General features: G+C 72.4%; 20 protein-coding genes and 1 pseudogene. 9 read left to right on the top strand and 12 right to left on the bottom strand.

From position 1 onward, the window contains the following. Positions 1-21 precede the first annotated feature (21 nt). Positions 22-699 carry a precorrin-8X methylmutase gene (locus tag OHS81_RS18370; protein ID WP_328385825.1) on the top strand — a complete coding sequence of 226 codons (678 nt, stop codon included), beginning with the start codon at positions 22-24 and terminating at the stop codon, positions 697-699. Then, a complete protein-coding gene (locus OHS81_RS18365; protein WP_328385824.1) occupies positions 696-2273 on the top strand; it encodes a precorrin-2 C(20)-methyltransferase in 1578 nt (525 codons plus the stop codon). The genes OHS81_RS18370 and OHS81_RS18365 overlap by 4 nt, the downstream gene beginning before the upstream one ends. Before the next feature lie 60 nt (positions 2274-2333). Here OHS81_RS18365 and OHS81_RS18360 read toward each other — a convergent pair whose 3' ends face one another. From OHS81_RS18360 to OHS81_RS18340, 6 genes are read right to left on the bottom strand one after another with little or no spacing between them, the layout of a single operon-like run. Continuing rightward, on the bottom strand, positions 2334-2714 hold the full coding sequence (locus OHS81_RS18360; RefSeq protein ID WP_328385823.1) for a hypothetical protein: 381 nt from the start codon (positions 2712-2714) through the stop codon (positions 2334-2336). Next, a complete protein-coding gene (locus tag OHS81_RS18355) occupies positions 2711-2968 on the bottom strand; it encodes a hypothetical protein (protein ID WP_328385822.1) in 258 nt (85 codons plus the stop codon). The genes OHS81_RS18360 and OHS81_RS18355 overlap by 4 nt, the downstream gene beginning before the upstream one ends. A 48-nt stretch (positions 2969-3016) precedes the next feature. Next, entirely contained in the window at positions 3017-3331 is a 315-nt protein-coding gene (locus OHS81_RS37450) for a type II toxin-antitoxin system HicB family antitoxin (protein ID WP_443058722.1), read from the bottom strand. Between the two features lie 58 nt (positions 3332-3389). Next, complete coding sequence (locus tag OHS81_RS18350) at positions 3390-3599, bottom strand: DUF397 domain-containing protein (RefSeq protein WP_328385821.1); 210 nt, start codon at positions 3597-3599, stop codon at positions 3390-3392. Between the two features lie 23 nt (positions 3600-3622). After that, positions 3623-3832, bottom strand: coding sequence for a DUF397 domain-containing protein (locus tag OHS81_RS18345; protein WP_328385820.1), 210 nt, complete (start codon positions 3830-3832; stop codon positions 3623-3625). Next, positions 3829-4653 (bottom strand): helix-turn-helix domain-containing protein, encoded by an 825-nt coding sequence (locus tag OHS81_RS18340; protein ID WP_328385819.1) that lies wholly within the window; start codon positions 4651-4653, stop codon positions 3829-3831. Before OHS81_RS18340 ends, OHS81_RS18345 begins: the two co-directional genes overlap by 4 nt. 143 nt (positions 4654-4796) lie before the next feature. Here OHS81_RS18340 and OHS81_RS18335 point away from each other — a divergent pair, with 143 nt between their 5' ends. Next, the gene (locus tag OHS81_RS18335; RefSeq protein ID WP_443058721.1) at positions 4797-5030 is read left to right on the top strand and encodes a hypothetical protein; all 234 of its coding nucleotides are present in this window, start codon (positions 4797-4799) and stop codon (positions 5028-5030) included. Positions 5031-5171: 141 nt separating this feature from the next. Here OHS81_RS18335 and OHS81_RS18330 read toward each other — a convergent pair. Beyond that, positions 5172-5408: pseudogene (locus OHS81_RS18330) on the bottom strand (precorrin-6A/cobalt-precorrin-6A reductase); the annotation flags it as partial. A 157-nt stretch (positions 5409-5565) separates the two neighbouring features. Between OHS81_RS18330 and OHS81_RS18325 the strand changes: the two are divergent. Continuing rightward, positions 5566-6099 carry a hypothetical protein gene (locus OHS81_RS18325; protein ID WP_328385818.1) on the top strand — a complete coding sequence of 178 codons (534 nt, stop codon included), beginning with the start codon at positions 5566-5568 and terminating at the stop codon, positions 6097-6099. A gap of 143 nt (positions 6100-6242) precedes the next feature. On the opposite strand, the gene OHS81_RS18320 is transcribed toward OHS81_RS18325, so the two are convergent. Continuing rightward, the gene (locus OHS81_RS18320) at positions 6243-7022 is read right to left on the bottom strand and encodes a cobalt-precorrin-6A reductase (RefSeq protein WP_328385817.1); all 780 of its coding nucleotides are present in this window, start codon (positions 7020-7022) and stop codon (positions 6243-6245) included. Positions 7023-7039: 17 nt separating this feature from the next. Between OHS81_RS18320 and OHS81_RS18315 the strand changes: the two genes are divergently transcribed. Then, on the top strand, positions 7040-8287 hold the full coding sequence (locus OHS81_RS18315) for a cobalt-precorrin-5B (C(1))-methyltransferase (protein WP_328385816.1): 1248 nt from the start codon (positions 7040-7042) through the stop codon (positions 8285-8287). A gap of 27 nt (positions 8288-8314) precedes the next feature. On the opposite strand, the gene OHS81_RS18310 is transcribed toward OHS81_RS18315, so the two are convergent. After that, entirely contained in the window at positions 8315-8680 is a 366-nt protein-coding gene (locus OHS81_RS18310; RefSeq protein ID WP_328385815.1) for a hypothetical protein, read from the bottom strand. Between the two features lie 725 nt (positions 8681-9405). Here OHS81_RS18310 and OHS81_RS18305 point away from each other — a divergent pair. Continuing rightward, positions 9406-9636, top strand: a complete 231-nt coding sequence (locus OHS81_RS18305) for a bacteriocin (RefSeq protein ID WP_328385814.1) — start codon at positions 9406-9408, stop codon at positions 9634-9636. A 125-nt stretch (positions 9637-9761) separates the two neighbouring features. Here OHS81_RS18305 and cobM read toward each other — a convergent pair whose 3' ends face one another. The 3 genes from cobM to OHS81_RS18290 form a co-directional block, all read right to left on the bottom strand. Then, on the bottom strand, positions 9762-10586 hold the full coding sequence (gene cobM / locus OHS81_RS18300) for a precorrin-4 C(11)-methyltransferase (RefSeq protein WP_328385813.1): 825 nt from the start codon (positions 10584-10586) through the stop codon (positions 9762-9764). Continuing rightward, entirely contained in the window at positions 10583-11905 is a 1323-nt protein-coding gene (gene cbiE, locus OHS81_RS18295; protein ID WP_328385812.1) for a precorrin-6y C5,15-methyltransferase (decarboxylating) subunit CbiE, read from the bottom strand. The genes cobM and cbiE overlap by 4 nt, the downstream gene beginning before the upstream one ends. Positions 11906-12089: 184 nt before the next feature. Then, entirely contained in the window at positions 12090-12359 is a 270-nt protein-coding gene (locus OHS81_RS18290) for a hypothetical protein (protein WP_328385811.1), read from the bottom strand. 225 nt (positions 12360-12584) lie between these two features. On the opposite strand from OHS81_RS18290, the gene OHS81_RS18285 reads away from it, so the two are divergent. The 3 genes from OHS81_RS18285 to OHS81_RS18275 all read left to right on the top strand — a co-directional run bounded on the left by OHS81_RS18285 (position 12585) and on the right by OHS81_RS18275 (position 15571). Continuing rightward, a complete protein-coding gene (locus OHS81_RS18285) occupies positions 12585-13604 on the top strand; it encodes a cation diffusion facilitator family transporter (protein WP_328385810.1) in 1020 nt (339 codons plus the stop codon). A gap of 91 nt (positions 13605-13695) precedes the next feature. Beyond that, entirely contained in the window at positions 13696-14388 is a 693-nt protein-coding gene (locus OHS81_RS18280) for a hypothetical protein (RefSeq protein ID WP_328385809.1), read from the top strand. A gap of 190 nt (positions 14389-14578) precedes the next feature. Next, positions 14579-15571: a hypothetical protein gene (locus OHS81_RS18275; RefSeq protein WP_328385808.1), complete on the top strand. Its 993-nt coding sequence runs from the start codon at positions 14579-14581 to the stop codon at positions 15569-15571. Position 15572 lies beyond the last annotated feature (1 nt).

The following is a 15572-nucleotide window of genomic DNA, read 5'->3' as shown; positions in this document are numbered from 1 at the left end:
CCGGCACCACCCCGAAGTCCCATGAACCACCCGAGCCCTCCCGCACCCGACACCCCCGAGGCCAGAGTGACCGCGTTCGACTACGAGAAGGACGGGGCGACGATCTACCGCCAGTCCTTCGCCACCATCCGCGCCGAGGCGGACCTCGACGGGCTGCCCGCCGACGTCAGCCAGGTCACGGTCCGCATGATCCACGCCTGCGGCATGGTCGACCTGGTACGCGATCTGGCCTTCACCCCCGAGGTGGTGGCCCGTGGCCGCGCGGCGCTGCGCGCCGGTGCGCCGATCCTCTGCGACGCCAACATGGTCGCCAGCGGCGTCACCCGTAAGCGGCTCCCCGCGGACAACGACGTGCTGTGCACGCTCACCGACCCCGCGGTCCCCGAGCTGGCCGCCCGTACGGGCACCACCCGCAGCGCCGCGGCCCTGGAACTGTGGCGGGACCGGATGGAAGGCGCCGTGGTCGCGTTCGGCAACGCCCCCACCGCCCTCTTCCGGTTCCTCGAAATGATCGAGGAAGGCGCGCCCCGCCCGGCCGCCGTCATCGGCATACCCGTGGGCTTCATCGGCGCCGCCGAGTCCAAGGACGCGCTGATCGCCCACCCGTCGAAGCTGGACCACCTCGTGGTGCGCGGACGCCGTGGCGGCAGCGCCATGGCCGCGGCCGCGATCAACGCCATGGCAAGCGAGGAAGAGTGAGCGTGAGCGAGCAGCAGGCAACCGGTGACGGCGGCGTCGCGGCGACGGCCGGCCCGGGCCGGCTCTACGGGGTCGGCCTCGGTCCCGGCGACCCGTCCCTCATGACGGTCCGGGCGGTCGAGGTCATCGCCGCCGCCGATGTCATCGCGTACCACAGCGCCCGGCACGGACGCTCGATCGCGCGCTCCATCGCCGCCGCGCACCTGAGCCCCGGCCACATCGAGGAGGCGCTGGTCTACCCGGTCACCACCGAGTCGACCGACCATCCCGGCGGCTACCGGGGCGCGCTGGACGAGTTCTACGAGTCGGCGGCGGCCCGCCTCGCCGCCCACCTCGACGCCGGCCGCACCGTCGCCGTCATCTCCGAGGGCGACCCGCTCTTCTACGGCTCCTACCAGCACATGCACAAGCGGCTGGCACACCGCTACCCGACCGAGGTCATCCCCGGCGTCACCTCCATCAGCGCCGCCGCGGCCCGCCTGGGGAGGCCGCTCGCCGAGGCCGACGAGGTCCTGACGATCCTCCCCGGCACGCTTCCGGAAGAGGAGCTGACCGCCCGCCTGGCCTCGACCGACACCGCCGTCGTCATGAAGCTGGGCCGCACCTTCCCCACCGTCCGCCGCGCCATGGAACGCTCCGGCCGCCTCCCCGAGGCCCAGTACGTCGAGCGCGCCACGATGTCCGGCGAGCGCACCGGCACGCTCGCCGGCATCGACACCGACACCGTCCCCTACTTCTCCGTCGCGGTCGTCCCCAGCCGCGTCGCCGAGCAGTCCTACAGCGCGCCCGGTGCGGAGGCCGACGAGGCCGCCGCACCCTCCGGTCCGGGCGAAGTCGTGGTCGTCGGCACCGGCCCGGCCGGCCCCCTCTGGCTGACCCCCGAGTCCCGCGGCGCCCTCGCCGCCGCCGAAGACCTCGTCGGCTACACCACCTACCTGGACCGCGTCCCGCTGCGCCCCGGCCAGCGCCGCCACGCCTCCGACAACAAGGTCGAGTCCGAACGCGCCGAACTCGCCCTCGACCTGGCCCGGCGCGGCCGCCGGGTGGCCGTGGTCTCCGGCGGCGACCCCGGCGTCTTCGCCATGGCCACCGCCGTCCTGGAGGTCGCCTCCCAGGACCCGTACCGCGCGATCCCCGTACGGGTCCTCCCGGGCGTCACCGCCGCCAACGCCGCCGCCGCCCGCGCCGGCGCCCCGCTCGGCCACGACTACGCGGTCATCTCCCTCTCCGACCGCCTCAAGCCCTGGGAAGTCATCGCCGAACGCCTCCACGCGGCAGCCTCCGCCGACCTGGCCCTCGCCCTCTACAACCCCGGCTCCCGCAGCCGCACCTGGCAGGTCGGCAAGGCCCGCGAACTCCTCCTGGAACACCGCGCCCCCGACACCCCGGTCATCCTCGCCCGCGACATCGGCGGCCCCGATGAATCCGTCCGCACGGTGCACCTGGCCGACCTCGACCCGCACCAGGTCGACATGCGGACGCTCCTGATCATCGGCTCCTCCCAGACCCAGGCGGTACGGCGCGACGACGGCACGGAGGTCGTGTGGACGCCGCGGAGGTATCCGGAGGGGTGAGGCTGGGGCCGGGGCCTTGTGGCAGGGGTCCCGGCCGACCATGCCCTCGCTAGGACGCGGTCAGTCGTTGAGGTCCAGGACGCGGACCGGTTCGCTCTGCCATCGCTTCGGGGCGGTGGTGGCGACAATCGCTCCATCGGGACGGTCGGCCGTGGGCTGGGCCGCGTACTGGCTGTGGGCCGCGGCCCACGTCTCCTGTCCCGCTATGGCCAAGGCGGCGGGCAGGTCCAGGTCCAGGACGGTGATGCCAGGCAAGGCGGCAAGGTGTTCCGCCGTGCCGGGCCGTGCGCGGTCGGCTTCGACAAGCGCGCACGTCGGCGCGTAGAGGTACCAGCCGGGTTCGGCGTGGGCACGGTGGATGAGGCGGGAGGCAAGGATGTTGCCCTGGCCTGCCGCAGTCATCGCGGTGTCGTCCAGGACGATGTGCAAAGGATCGCTCACCGGCCGGTCACCTGCGCCAGCCGCCGGTCGAGCTCACTGTCCAGGTCCTGCTGCTGTGCCGCGGTCGGGGCGTACCCGTTCCACTTCTTCAGTGCCGCAAGGGCCTTCTCCGCACGCTCGGCCCGCTCGGCCGGGGTCAGCATGGTCTCCGCCAAGCGCGCCAGATAAGCCCGCAGCGACAGCCCCTCGGCAGCCGCGATCGCGGCGAGCCGGTCCTTGGCCTCCTCGGGGATACGGACATTGGCATCGGACATCGTTGTACTCCTTCCCATGCCACTAGGGTACGGGTACGTACCCGTACCCTAGTGCTCCGTCGGCCGAACGGTCGACGGTACGGCGCGATGCATGGCCTTTCGGGCAGCCCACCTGGCGCCTATGGCGGCCGTATCGGCTCTCTCCGCAGCGTTGCGGCCCTGCGCTGCCTCCCTGGGCAGCCCCGACTCGACCCCTACCTCGATGTCCTCGATTGCGACACCGAGCATGGCAGCGATGGCTTCACGGGCCGCCTCCTCCGCCTTGTCGAGGCGTGTGACCTGGCTGAACACCCCCGGGAGGTCAGGGACCTCCAAGGCCCACCATCCACCCGCGCGACGCGCTGTGACCCGGTAGGCAGTCATCGCAATCGCCTCTCTGAGAGCTCCGGTTCGAGCCTCTTACAGATTCCCTGGCGATCACTCAGCCGAGCCGACCGCACTTCACAGTGACTATGAAGGCCGACCAAACGGCGGCCGGGAAGAGCAGCACACCGCCGGTCGGGCTCTTGCTGTCACGGACCGGGACGGCGCCGGGGAAGCCGTCGGAGACCTCGACGCAGTTGTCCTCGCCTCCGTCGCTGTAGCTGCTCTTGCGCCACGCGATGGTGGCCGGATTCGGGATCGTCTTCACAGCTTGCTGGCCTCCCGGTGTCCTCAGCTCAGTTGGTTCGCCTTGACGGTGGCTATGAACGCCGACCACGCCTCGGCTGGGAAGAGCAGCACACCGCCGGCCGGGGCCTTGCTGTCACGCACCGGGACGACGTCGGGGAAACCGTCGGAGACCTCGACGCAGTTGTTGGCTCCACCGTCGCTGTAGCTGCTCTTGCGCCACGCGGTTCCGGTCAGGTCAGATGCTGTTGTCATGGTCTGCTGTCCTCCACCAACTGCCGCATGAACACTGCTGAATCGTGCGGCGTGAGAGCCGCATCTCGCAGCCGATCGTAAGCCAGGCGATATTGCGCCACCTCCTCTGATTCTTCGATCAAATCGCCCGACTTGTTGCCTTCCAAGTAGGCAACAGCGCTACCGTCCGCCATCCACAACAAGGACAGTGAGCCTTCCATCAGGCCATGCAACCCTGCGGAAAACGGAAGCACCTGGATCGTCACGTGCGGGGTCTCGGCAACCCCAACGACCCGGGTGAGCTGCTCGTACCAGACCTTGGCGTCCGGTGGCGGGCGCCGCAGGGCCGATTCGTCCAAGATGATCCGGGCAGTCAGCGGCGGGTCGCGGTGCAGCACCTCCTGCCTGCCCATGCGTGCCGCGATCTTCTCTTCGAGCTCGTCGGGACTTATGGGCGTCGGCGCCGACGACAGCGCCACCCTCGCGAAGTCCTCGCTCTGCAACAGGCCGGGGATAGTGCCCACGTACGCATGCATGATCACGGCCTTCGCCTCAAGCTTCATGAACTCCCGGTACTTGTCCTTGAAGGCATCCAGCCGCGCCAGCCCCCACAGCCGCACCAGCAGCCCACCCGTGCCGTACACCCGGTCCAGGGCTTCCATGACCGGGAGCTTGGAGAGGCGTTCGCCGGTCTCCAGGCGGTGCAGGTAGGTGCGGTCGCAGTTGGTCTCTTCGGAGAGCTGGGCCAGTGATTTGCCGGATGCTTCCCTTAACCGCTGGAGTTCGCAGGCGAGGACCCAGCGGGCCGAACCCTCGTACTCCTCGGAATTCTTTTCGACCACTCCCCCATCCCCTCGTTGTCCCGTGCCGACGGCAACGCCAACTCCCTGTTGGGCGTGGCCCGTTGTGACGACTCTAGGACCGTGAAAGGGCTGTCGCAGCCCAGTCAGGACTCGAACCGAGAAGAAGAAAGAAGAAAGAGGAAATGGGAATGGGAATGGCGGAGCGCGGTCCGGTGGCCGGGAAGATCAGGGATGCGGAGCAGGCGTGCGGCGAGCTGCGGACGGCGCTGAAAGGGGCGGGGATCACCCTTCCGTCCCTGGCCGTGGACGCGATCTCGCTGGCGGATCACTTTCCGCGGCCGCTCGTGGAGCTGGGCCGGTGCACCCCGGAGGTGGCACGGCGGCTCGCGGACGCGGTGCGGGCGTCCGCCCCGTGAGCGGGGAGACGGGTGAATCCACGACCGCGAGTTCCCGCGACCCCTGCCGTGATGACACGCACGGCCGCCGGGATGACGAGCCCGCGGAATCGGCAAAACGCCGCGAAGAATTAGCAAAAAGGGTCCGCGAGGCCAATCACTTCAGTGTGAATTGGTCTCGCTGAAAAGGCGCCGGAGCCAGTGCACGGCCTCGTCCGGATCCGCCGCCACCAGCACCCCCTCCGGCACGGCCGGGCGTCGTACGACCACCACGGGCAGCCCCGCCTCCCGCGCCGCCGTCAGCTTGGCGGCAGTGGCGGCCGCCCCGCTGTCCTTCGTCACCAGGACGTCGATGTGGTGCTCCCGCAGCAGGGCCCGTTCGCCTTCCACCGTGAAGGGGATGTGACGCACACCCTCGCTACCAGGCCCCCGTCCGGCTGTGAAAGAAGGACAGCGACAGTCGGGCGGGTAGCAAAAGGCAGTGCACCACCCCGTCCCGGCGGGATCATCCGCCCGCAACCTTTGGACAGGTCTCGCTACGTGCGGCGTGCACACCGTGCCGGCTGACTGGCTCGCCCAGACACGGCCCGGTGGTGAGGTCCTGCTCACGGTCGGCGGGTGGATGCACGCATCCGAACTCGTACGGCTCACGGTCGCCCACGATGGCACGGCCAGCGGCCCGGTTCTCGGCGGTCAGGTCTCGTTCATGCTGGCCCGTCCGCACCTTCCGCCCCCGCTCGGGATGCTGCCGAACCTCAGCGAGGGCGACGTGATGCCCGCAGAGCTGGGCGCGGATGTGCTCGACGACTGGACAGCCCGATTCGTCGCGCAGTTCGCCGCGCCACGCGCGCAGCGGCTCACGCTGGAACGGGACGGCCGGACAGAACACGTCGTGATCGACGTGGACGCCGAGTCATGGGCGGTCGTCTACCAAGACAGCGCGCGGTGGATGGTGCGGCAGGGGGGCCCGGCACGCCTTTGGGACGAGATCACCGAGCACCTTGCACACTGGCAGGCGGACGGGCGCCCGTCGGCCGACCGTATGCGGCTGCACGTCAGCCCCGACGGGCAACGCCTCACCTGGGCGTGACCGCGAGCTGACACCCCACGCTGCCCCCGCAATCACCGCGGAAAGCGAACCCGGTCGGGAAACACGGTACGAGGGAGAGAAAAAGCCGGAAGCCGAGGCCCGCCGTACGGAATTACGGCAGCGGGTCCGCGAGGCCAATCACTTCAGCGTGAATTGGCCTCGCTGAAAAGGCGCCGGATCCATTGCACGGCCTCGTCCGGATCCGCCGCCACCGGCACGCCGTCCGGCAGCGGCGGGCGCCGTACGACCACCACCGGCACCCCCGCCTCCCGCGCCGCCGTCAGCTTGGCGGCGGTGGCGGCGGCGCCGCTGTCCTTGGTCACCAGGACGTCGATGCGGTGGTCCCGGAGGAGCTGCCGTTCGCCGTCCAGGGTGAACGGGCCGCGGTCCAGGAGGGTCGTCATCCGGGGCGGGTGCGGCGGCTCGGGGGCGTCGACCGAGCGGACGAGGAACCAGAGGTCGGTGAGGTGGGCGAAGTGGGCCAGGCCCATGCGGCCCGTGGTGAGGAAGATGCGGGTGCCGAGGGCGGGGAGGGTGGCGGCGGCCTCGTCCAGGGAGGCGACCTGGTGCCAGGAGTCGCCGGGTCCCGGCACCCAGCCGGGCCGGCGGAGGGCGAGCAGGGGAACATGGGCGGTGGCGGCGGCCAGGGCCGCGTGGTGACTGATCGTGTCGGCGAAAGGATGGGTGGCGTCGATGAGCGCGTCCACCGCGTGCTCCCGCAGCCAGCGGGCTTGGCCCTCGGGGCCGCCGAACCCGCCGATGCGGACCTCCCCGGCCGGCAGCCGCGGCGCGGCGACCCGGCCGGCGAGCGAGGTCGTCACGCGCAGGGCCGGCTCCACCGCCAGGGCGGCGGCCAGGCGGCGGGCCTCCGTCGTACCGCCGAGGATCAGTACGTGGCGCGGCGGGCAGGCTGCGTCGTTCATGGGATGTGGGTTCCTCCGTGGCTGAAGCGCAACCGCAGGGTACGGGCCATACCGGGCCGCAGGGTACGGGCAAGGCCGCGGGCGGGCGCAGCGCGCAGCTCGCGCACACCGGGCTGCGGCACGGCTGGACGACCGGGGCCTGTGCGACGGCGGCGAGCACGGCCGCGTACACGGCGCTGCTGAGCGGCGAGTTTCCCGACCCGGTGACGATCACCCTGCCGAAGGGGCAGACGCCGTCCTTCGCGCTGGCAGTGGAGGAGCTGGTGAGGGAGGAGCTGACCGTGGAGGGGGCGGCGCCGGGGCGGACGGCCGCCATGGCGGGGGTGGTGAAGGACGCGGGCGACGACCCCGACGTGACCCACGGGGCGCTCGTGCGGGCCACCGTGCGGGCGCTGCCGGCCGGGTCGGGGGTCGTGTTCAAGGCCGGGCCGGGGGTCGGGACGGTGACCCGGCCCGGGCTGCCGCTGGACGTCGGCGAACCGGCGGTCAACCCCGTGCCGCGGCAGATGATGCGGGAGCATCTGGACGCGGTCGCGGCGCGGTACGGCGGCGGTCCGGGAGCGGCGGCCGACGTCGAGGTGGAGATCTCCGTCGATCACGGGGAGGAGATCGCCCGCAGCACCTGGAATCCACGGCTGGGGATTCTGGGCGGGCTGTCGATCCTGGGGACCACCGGGATCGTGGTGCCGTACTCCTGCTCGGCCTGGATCGACTCCATCCGGCGGGGCGTGGACGTGGCGCGGGCGGCGGGGCGGCGGCATGTGGCCGGGTGTACGGGATCGACGTCGGAGAAGGTCGCCGTCGCCCTGCACCACCTGCCCGAGGACGCGCTGCTGGACATGGGGGATTTCGCGGGGGCGGTGCTCAAGTACATCCGGCGCCACCCCGTGGAGCGGCTGACCATCTGCGGCGGGTTCGCCAAGCTGTCCAAGCTGGCGGCCGGGCATCTGGATCTGCACTCCGCGCGGTCCCAGGTCGACAAGGGGTTCCTGGCGGAACTCGCCCGGCGGGGCGGGGCGGACGAGGCGCTGGCACAGGCGGTGGCCGAGGCCAACACGGGCCTGGCGGCGCTGCAGTTGTGCGCCGCGGCGGACGTGCCGCTGGGGGATCTGGTGGCGGCGACGGCGCGGGACGAGTCGCTGGCCGTACTGCGGGGGGCGCCCGTCGCGGTCGATGTCATCTGCATCGACCGGGCGGGCATGGTGGTGGGGCGGGCGGAGCCGCGGGGACCGGGGGAAGCACGTCAGGGAGGCCCGCTCCGGTGAAGGGCTCCCCCGCCTCCCCCGCACCCGTCAGGTACGCAGCCCGTACCGGCTGGCCACGCAGTCGTTGCCGCGGCCGCTGAGCCTGCCCAGCGCCGTGCCGAGGGCACAGGAGGTCAGCTGCAGCGGGTTGTCGCGGAACCGCCCGTTGCGGTCGAAGCCGGCCTGCCGGCGGTCGTAGCGCTCTTCCGGACGGGTGTTCACGCGGAGCGGCCGGTCGTTCATCCGGGCCGGGCTGTCGTGCATCCACGGCGAGCTGTCGTGCGTCTGTGCCGGGGTGTCCGCCGCCGTCGCCTGCGTGGTGTGGTCCCTGCCGTCGGCGCCGGCGACGTTGCCGCCGAAGAGCGTCAGCAGGACGGCGGCGCCGACCGCACCGGCGGCCAGTCTGGTACGCATCGTGGCGCACTCCTTTGCTCGTGCCCCCCTTGGGCGTCGCAGCTTCCTTACCGGCCCCGGGAGCCGAGTAACGGATATTCACCCCTATGCGGTCGTATGGTCAGCCGGACGGGCCCGGGGAGGTCTGGTCTGACGGGGGCGGGCTCAGGTCCGGGGACAGGTCTGAGGACCGGCAGTGGGCGGGCAGTGGGCAGGCCCCCGTAAACGGATGTGCCGCCTTTCGGTGCGGAACCTTCACTGAAAACCCAAAAATGAAAACCGGAAAGCGGAAACTGAAAGCGTGACGGCGACCGTGGCCGCGAGGGACGTTACGTACCCTCGGCAACTCAAAGGGCATTTCAGAGCTTCGGCGTAAATTCACAACCCCTCCGACAACCAGCGCGACAACCGCCACGACAACCCTCGTTACGCGGAAAATGCAGACATCTCACGCCATCCCGCTCAGCGGATACTCCGTGCACCCCATCAGGCAAGAATCGGACAAAGATGCACGTCAGGGTGGTTGTTGCGCTGCATTTCACGCCGATGAAAAACCGGCTGGGAAGTTGCCGCGAAACCCCTGGTCGTGATTGCATTTCGTGAACACGCGGACGCCATTATGCGCATCATTCCCCCGGTGTCCGGTTTCCGGTGCCCGGTGCCAGGCGCCCGTGTTGCGGACGGATTGCGCCACAATTCGGCCTGCATTGGTTCAGAATCCACAGCATTGACGAAAAGGGCACACCATGCGCAACGACTTCACCCCCGCCGCCACGGAGATCTCCGACAGCGAGCTCGAGAACATCTCCGGTGGTCTCGTCGCCGGCGGCGCCAACACCGGTGCCGAGATCGCCGGGCACGGCGTCTCCGCGAACGTCGGCGGCTTCCTCGGCGCCGGCGCGTCGGTCTCCCCCGAGGGTGCCGCTGCGCAGGTCTCCGGCTCCGTCATGGGCGCGGTGCACACCACCAGCCTCTGAGGCCGGCACGTCACGCATCAGCAGGACGCGCCGGAGCCCCGGGACCTTCCGTCCCGGGGCTCCGGCGCGTCTGCGTCTGTGTCTGCGCCTGTCTGCGTCTGCGTCTGTCCGGACTCGGGGAAGACTCAGGGAGTGTCGGCCGGAGCGCCGGCGGAGTCCTGTGCCCCGCCCCCACCTGCACTGACCCCGCCTGCCCCGCACCCGCCGTGCGGCCGCTCCCGGTCCGCCGAGTAGAGATGGCTGTCGCGGAACTGCTCGGCGCCCAGCGTGCGGCCGACCATGATGACGGCCGTACGGACCACGCCCGCGGCCTTCACCTGGCCGGCGATGTCGGCGAGGGTGCCGCGCAGGACCACTTCGTCGGGGCGGGAGGCCATGGCGACGACGGCGGCCGGGCAGTCGGCGCCGTAGTGCGGCAGGAGTTCGTCGACGACCCGGTCGACATACATTGCGGCCAGGTGGAGGACCAGCAGCGCACCGCTGCGGCCGAGGGTGGCCAGGTCCTCGCCCTCGGGCATGGGGGTGGCGCGCTGGGCGACGCGGGTGAGGATGACGGTCTGGCCGACGGTGGGGACGGTCAGCTCGCGCCCCAGGGCGGCGGCGGCCGCGGCGAACGCGGGCACGCCCGGCACCACGTCGTACGGCACCCCGGCCGCGTCGAGCCTGCGCATCTGCTCGGCGACCGCGCTGAAGACGGACGGGTCGCCGGAGTGCAGCCGGGCGACGTCGTGGCCCTCCTCGTGGGCGCGGACCATCTCGGCGGTGATGGTGTCGAGGTCCAGCTGAGCGGTGTCGATGAGCCGGGCGCCGGGCGGGCACTCGGCAAGCAGCTCACGCGGCACCAGGCTGCCCGCGTAGAGGCAGACCCCGCAGGAGGCGAGCGTACGGGCGCCGCGCACGGTGATCAGGTCGGCGGCGCCGGGACCCGCGCCGATGAAGTGGACGGTCATGGTTGCTCGGACTCCTGGGGGCGGGAGGACGGGGACGGGGAGGTGGCCGGCGGTTTCACGGCCGACCACTGGGTGACCGGCATCGCCTGCCGCCAGCCCGTGAAGCCGCCGACCGGCACCGCGTGGGCGACCGCGAGCCGGACCAGTTCGCCGCCGTACTGCCGGTGGCAGTCGGCGAGCAGCGCCTCGGACTCCAGCGTCACGGTGTTCGCGACGATCCGGCCGCCCACGGGCAGCGCCTCCCAGCACGCGGCCAGCAGGCCGGGGGCAGTCAGTCCGCCGCCGATGAACACCGCATCCGGGGTCGGCAGTCCGTCCAGCGCGGCGGGCGCGGAACCGTGGACGACACGCAGCGCCGGTACGCCGAGCGAGCGGGCGTTGCGGCCGATCCGCTCGGCCCGTACGGCGTCCCGCTCGACGCCGATGGCGCGGCAGGTGCGGTGCGCGCGCAGCCACTCGATGGCGATGGAGCCCGAGCCGCCGCCGATGTCCCACAGGAGTTCGCCGGGGGCGGGCGCCAGCGCGGCGAGGGTGGCGGCGCGGACATGGCGCTTGGTGAGCTGGCCGTCGTGCTCGTAGGCGGCGTCGGGGAGGCCGGGGACGGTGGACAGCGGCGGGGTGCCGGGCGCGCGGCGGCAGTCGAGGGCGATGACGTTGAGGGGGTCGGCGGGCGGGACGTCCCAGCCGTCGGCGGTGCCCTCGGCGGTCCGTTCGCGGGGGCCGCCCAGTTGCTCCAGCACCCGCATACGGGTCGGGCCGAAGCCGTGGGCGCGCAGCAGGGCGGCGACCTCGGCGGGGGTGCCGGCGCCGGCGGACAGCACCAGCAGGCGGTGGCCGTCGTACAGCGCGCGGGCCAGATTCCCGGCGGCCCGCCCGACGAGCGTGATGACCTCGGTGTCCTCCAGCGGCCAGCCGAGGCGGGCGCAGGCGTAGGAGACGGAGGAGGGGTGGGGGAAGATCCGGAGCCGGGGCTTTTGCGGGGCGGCCGTGGACGGCGTCTCCTGCTCCGCCAGCACCTCGGTCAGGGTCCGCCCGATCCCGTAGAACATCGGATCGCCGCTGGCCAGCACGCACACCCGGCGCCCGGCGTGCGCGGCGAGCAGTCCGGGGACGGCGGGGCGCAGGGGGGAGGGCCACGGGACGCGCTCACCGGCGCACTCGCCGGGCAGCAGCGCGAGCTGGCGGGGGCCGCCGATCAGCACCTCGGCGCTTTGCAGGGCCTGCCGGGAGGCGGCGGGCAGTCCGTCCCAGCCATCGGCCCCGATGCCGACGACGGACACGGGTTCAGGAGCGGCCGGGGCGGGTGGTGCGGGGCTCACTGCCGAGTACCTCAGAGGTCGGGAGGGGCCGGATCCGGGGAACCCGTCGGCGACGAAGGGCTACCGGTCCGGGGGACGGGAGCCGAACTTTACTGACCGGTCGCCTCACGCGGTCCCGCTGCCCCCCGTCAACCCGCGCGACGGCCCCCTGCCACCGGTCAACCCGCGCAACGGCCCCGTCCGCTCACCCCAGCACCACGAGCAGGAACTGCCACGCGAACAGGAACGCCGCGCAGAAACCCACCCCGGCCGGCAGCCACTGCCAGATGCCGCACGGGGAGTCGAAGCAGACCAGGTAGCCGAGCACGGCGACCACGCCGGTCAGGGCACCCAGCCAGAAGGGGAGGCCGTCGTGGTACCCGTACAGGATTGCGACGGCGGCCAGCAGGCCGAGTACCGCCAGGATCTGGCCCTTGCCGGGTGCGGGCCGCACGGCCTCGCCCGTAGCGCTCATAGCGCCGGATGCTACCCGGGCACACAGGCCCCGGCGGCTTCCCACGCCAGCCGGGAGCGGAATCCGAATTCCGTTTCCCGCCTCCGCGCCCCTTCTCGTCCGCAACGCTCTGACCAGGCACGATAGGCCGTCCGACGGTAATGACAACGGTCACCGATGCAGCCTTTGGATCTTTTGCTGAAGTGCGGTTTGCTTCGCAGCAGGGAGCCAGGAAGGAGCGCGCCCATGACCGAGCACGCCCACAGCCACGGGCACAGCCACAGCCACGCCCACGGGGTCGCACCGGACGCCGACCGGCGCTGGCTGCGCAGCGCCCTCCTGCTGCTCACCGCCTACATGGCGGTCGAGGTCGTCATCGGTGTCGTGGCGCAGTCCCTGGCACTGATCTCGGACGCCGCCCATATGCTCACCGACGCGGTCTCGATCGTGCTGGCCCTGGTCGCGATGCGGCTGGCGGCGCGGCCCGCGCGCGGCGGGTACACCTACGGCCTCAAGCGCGCCGAAATCCTCTCCGCACAGGCCAACGGCATCACCTTGCTGCTGCTGTCGGTCTGGCTGGCGTACGAGGCGGTGCAGCGGCTGATCTCGCCGCCCGCGGTGACCGGCGGGCTGGTGCTGGTCACCGCGTTGTCCGGGATCGTGGTGAACCTGATCTGCACCTGGCTGCTGTCCCGCGCCAACCGCTCCAGCCTGAACGTCGAGGGCGCCTACCAGCACATCCTCACCGACCTGTTCGGCTTCGTCGCCACCGCTCTCGCCGGTCTGATCGTGCTGACGACGGGCTTCGAGCGGGCGGATGCGATCGCCTCGCTGGTGGTCGTCGCGCTGATGCTGCGGGCCGGTACGGGGCTGGTGCGCGAATCCGGGCGGATCTTCATGGAGGCCGCACCGGCCGGTGTCGACCCGGACGCGCTGGGCGAGCGTCTGGTCGCCACGGACGAGGTCGTCGAGGTGCACGATCTGCACATCTGGCAGATCACCTCCGGGCAGCCGGCGCTCTCGGCGCACATCCTGGTGGCGCCGGGCGGCGACTGCCACAAGGTCCGCCGCGGTCTGCAGGAGCTGCTGAGCGGCGAGTACGGCATCCGTCACGCCACCCTCCAGGTCGACCACGTCGGCGAACAGGGCTCGCCCGATGACGTGCTGACGCTGGGCCCGCGGCCCGGCGCCGGCGCAGAGGAGGAGGCCGGCCATTGCGAGGACTCCCATGGTCCGGTCCACCGGTCGGGGCCGCACCGGCGCTGAGCGGCGGCCACCGCCCCTCACTCGGGTGAACCCGGCCCGGGAGGAGGCCGCCTGCCGCCGGTGACGGGGGCCGCGATGCTCGGATGACGACATGAGAACCGCCGTTGTCTGCGCGCTGCTGTGCGCCGCCACGCTCCCCGGACCGTCCGCCGCCGCGTACGCCCCGCAGGCACCGCCCACCGCCGGGTACGTCGCACCGGCACTGCCCGCCGCCGCGGACGTCCCGCACGCGCTGCCCGCCGCCGGGTACGCCCCGGCGCCCCCCGCCGTCTCGGTCACGGTGGCGGTGACCGACGGCCGGGACGACGCCGAGGCCGGCAAACGGCTCGACTACCGCATCACCGTGCACAACATGGGCCCCACCGTCGTCCACCGGGCCCGCATCGAGCAGGAGATGCCGGCCACCACGACCTCCGCCACCGCGCCCGGCGCCACCGTCGAAGGGCGCGACGTGGGCCGGCAGAAGGTGATCTGGCGCTCCGACCTGCCCGCACACGACATCCAGGTGTTCACCGCCACGGCCGTGCTCGGCGACCGGGCCGACCGCACCGGCAGCGCCGCCCCCGGCACCCTGCGTGCCGCCGCGACGGTCTGTGTCTACGTGGCGGGATCCTTCGCCCCCACGGCCTGCTCGGGCGACCTGGACGACTTGCCGGAGACCCAGGCGGACGCCGGGGCCGGCGGCGGCTGGGGGTGGTGGGCGGCGGCTGCGGCGGCCGCCGCGCTGCTCGGTCCTGGAGTGGTGCGGGCGGTACGGCGACGGCGCGGCGCGGCGCCACACTGAGCCCACGGCCGCGCGCCGGGTCACCCGGGGCCGGGCCGGGGGCCGCCCGCCGGGTCACCCGTTGGCACCGGCCCCGCTCGCGGGCGGCGGGGGTTCGCACTTGCCTGGAAGCAGGCCGTAGAGCGCGCTGCGGGGGACGTCCCGCGCCCGGCCGGTCCATGGGCCCGCCGGGCAGGAAGGACCAGACGCGATGTCAGCGAACGCTCCCCTACGCCCCGGCGCGCGGGTGACGGAGCGGGTGCGGTCGCCATGGCGGCGCGGGCGGGCGGTGGCCGGCGGAGTGCTGCTGCTGTGGGGGGCGTTGCTGCTGCCGCTGAGTCTGGCGGCGACCTGGGCGCGGGCCGAGCTGACCGAGACCGACAGCTATGTGGCGGCGGTGGCACCACTGGCCGGGAACCCCGCCGTGCAGAACGCGGTCGTCGACGATGTGACGGACGGGGTGATGGCGCATGTCCGGCTCGACGGGCTGCTGGACGCCGTACCACGCGCCGAGCGTCCCGCGCTGCGCAAGCACTTCACCCGCGGCCTGCGCCAGTTCGTGGACAAGCAGGTGCGACAGGTCGTCACCGGACGCGGTTTCCCCGCGGTGTGGAACGGGGTGCACCGGACCGCCCACCGAAGCCTGGACGGCAGTCTGACCGCCTCCGGCCGCTCCGCGGTCACCCTTGATCTCACACCGGTCGTGGAACGGGTCAAACGTCAGCTGTCGCACAACGGCTTGGGGCTCGACCTCCTCCGCCGGGTGCCGCGGGCCGGGGTGGAGATCGTGCTGCTGAAGGCACCGGACGTGCCGCGGATCCGGGCCGTCTACCGGGTCGTGCAAACCGGGGCGCTGCTGTTGCCGCCCGCCGCGGCGCTCTGCCTGACCGGCGGGCTGCTGCTGGCGCGGCAGCGGCGGCGGGCGCTGATCTGTACGGGACTGGGCTGCGCGGCGGCCGCCGGCCTGCTGGCCGCCGCGCTCGCGCTGGTCCGCGGCCGGGCCCTGGACGCGCTGCCCGCCGTGATCTCCCGGCCCGCCGCGGACGCCTACGCCGATGCGCTCACCGGTCCGTTGCTCACCGGCGTCTGGCTGGTCGTCGGCGCCGGCACGCTGACCGCAGCGCTGGCCGCGGCGGGACCGCCGGCGGCCCGGACGCTGCGGGCGCGCCGGTTCGCCCGCAGCGTCCGGGCCGCCGGCCCCTGAA

Source organism: Streptomyces sp. NBC_00400 (assembly GCF_036048035.1).
In the GTDB taxonomy this organism is placed as follows: Bacteria; Actinomycetota; Actinomycetes; order Streptomycetales; family Streptomycetaceae; genus Streptomyces.
The sequence above is the reverse complement of the archived record's forward strand: the minus strand, read 5'-3'. Positions and strand labels throughout refer to the sequence as shown.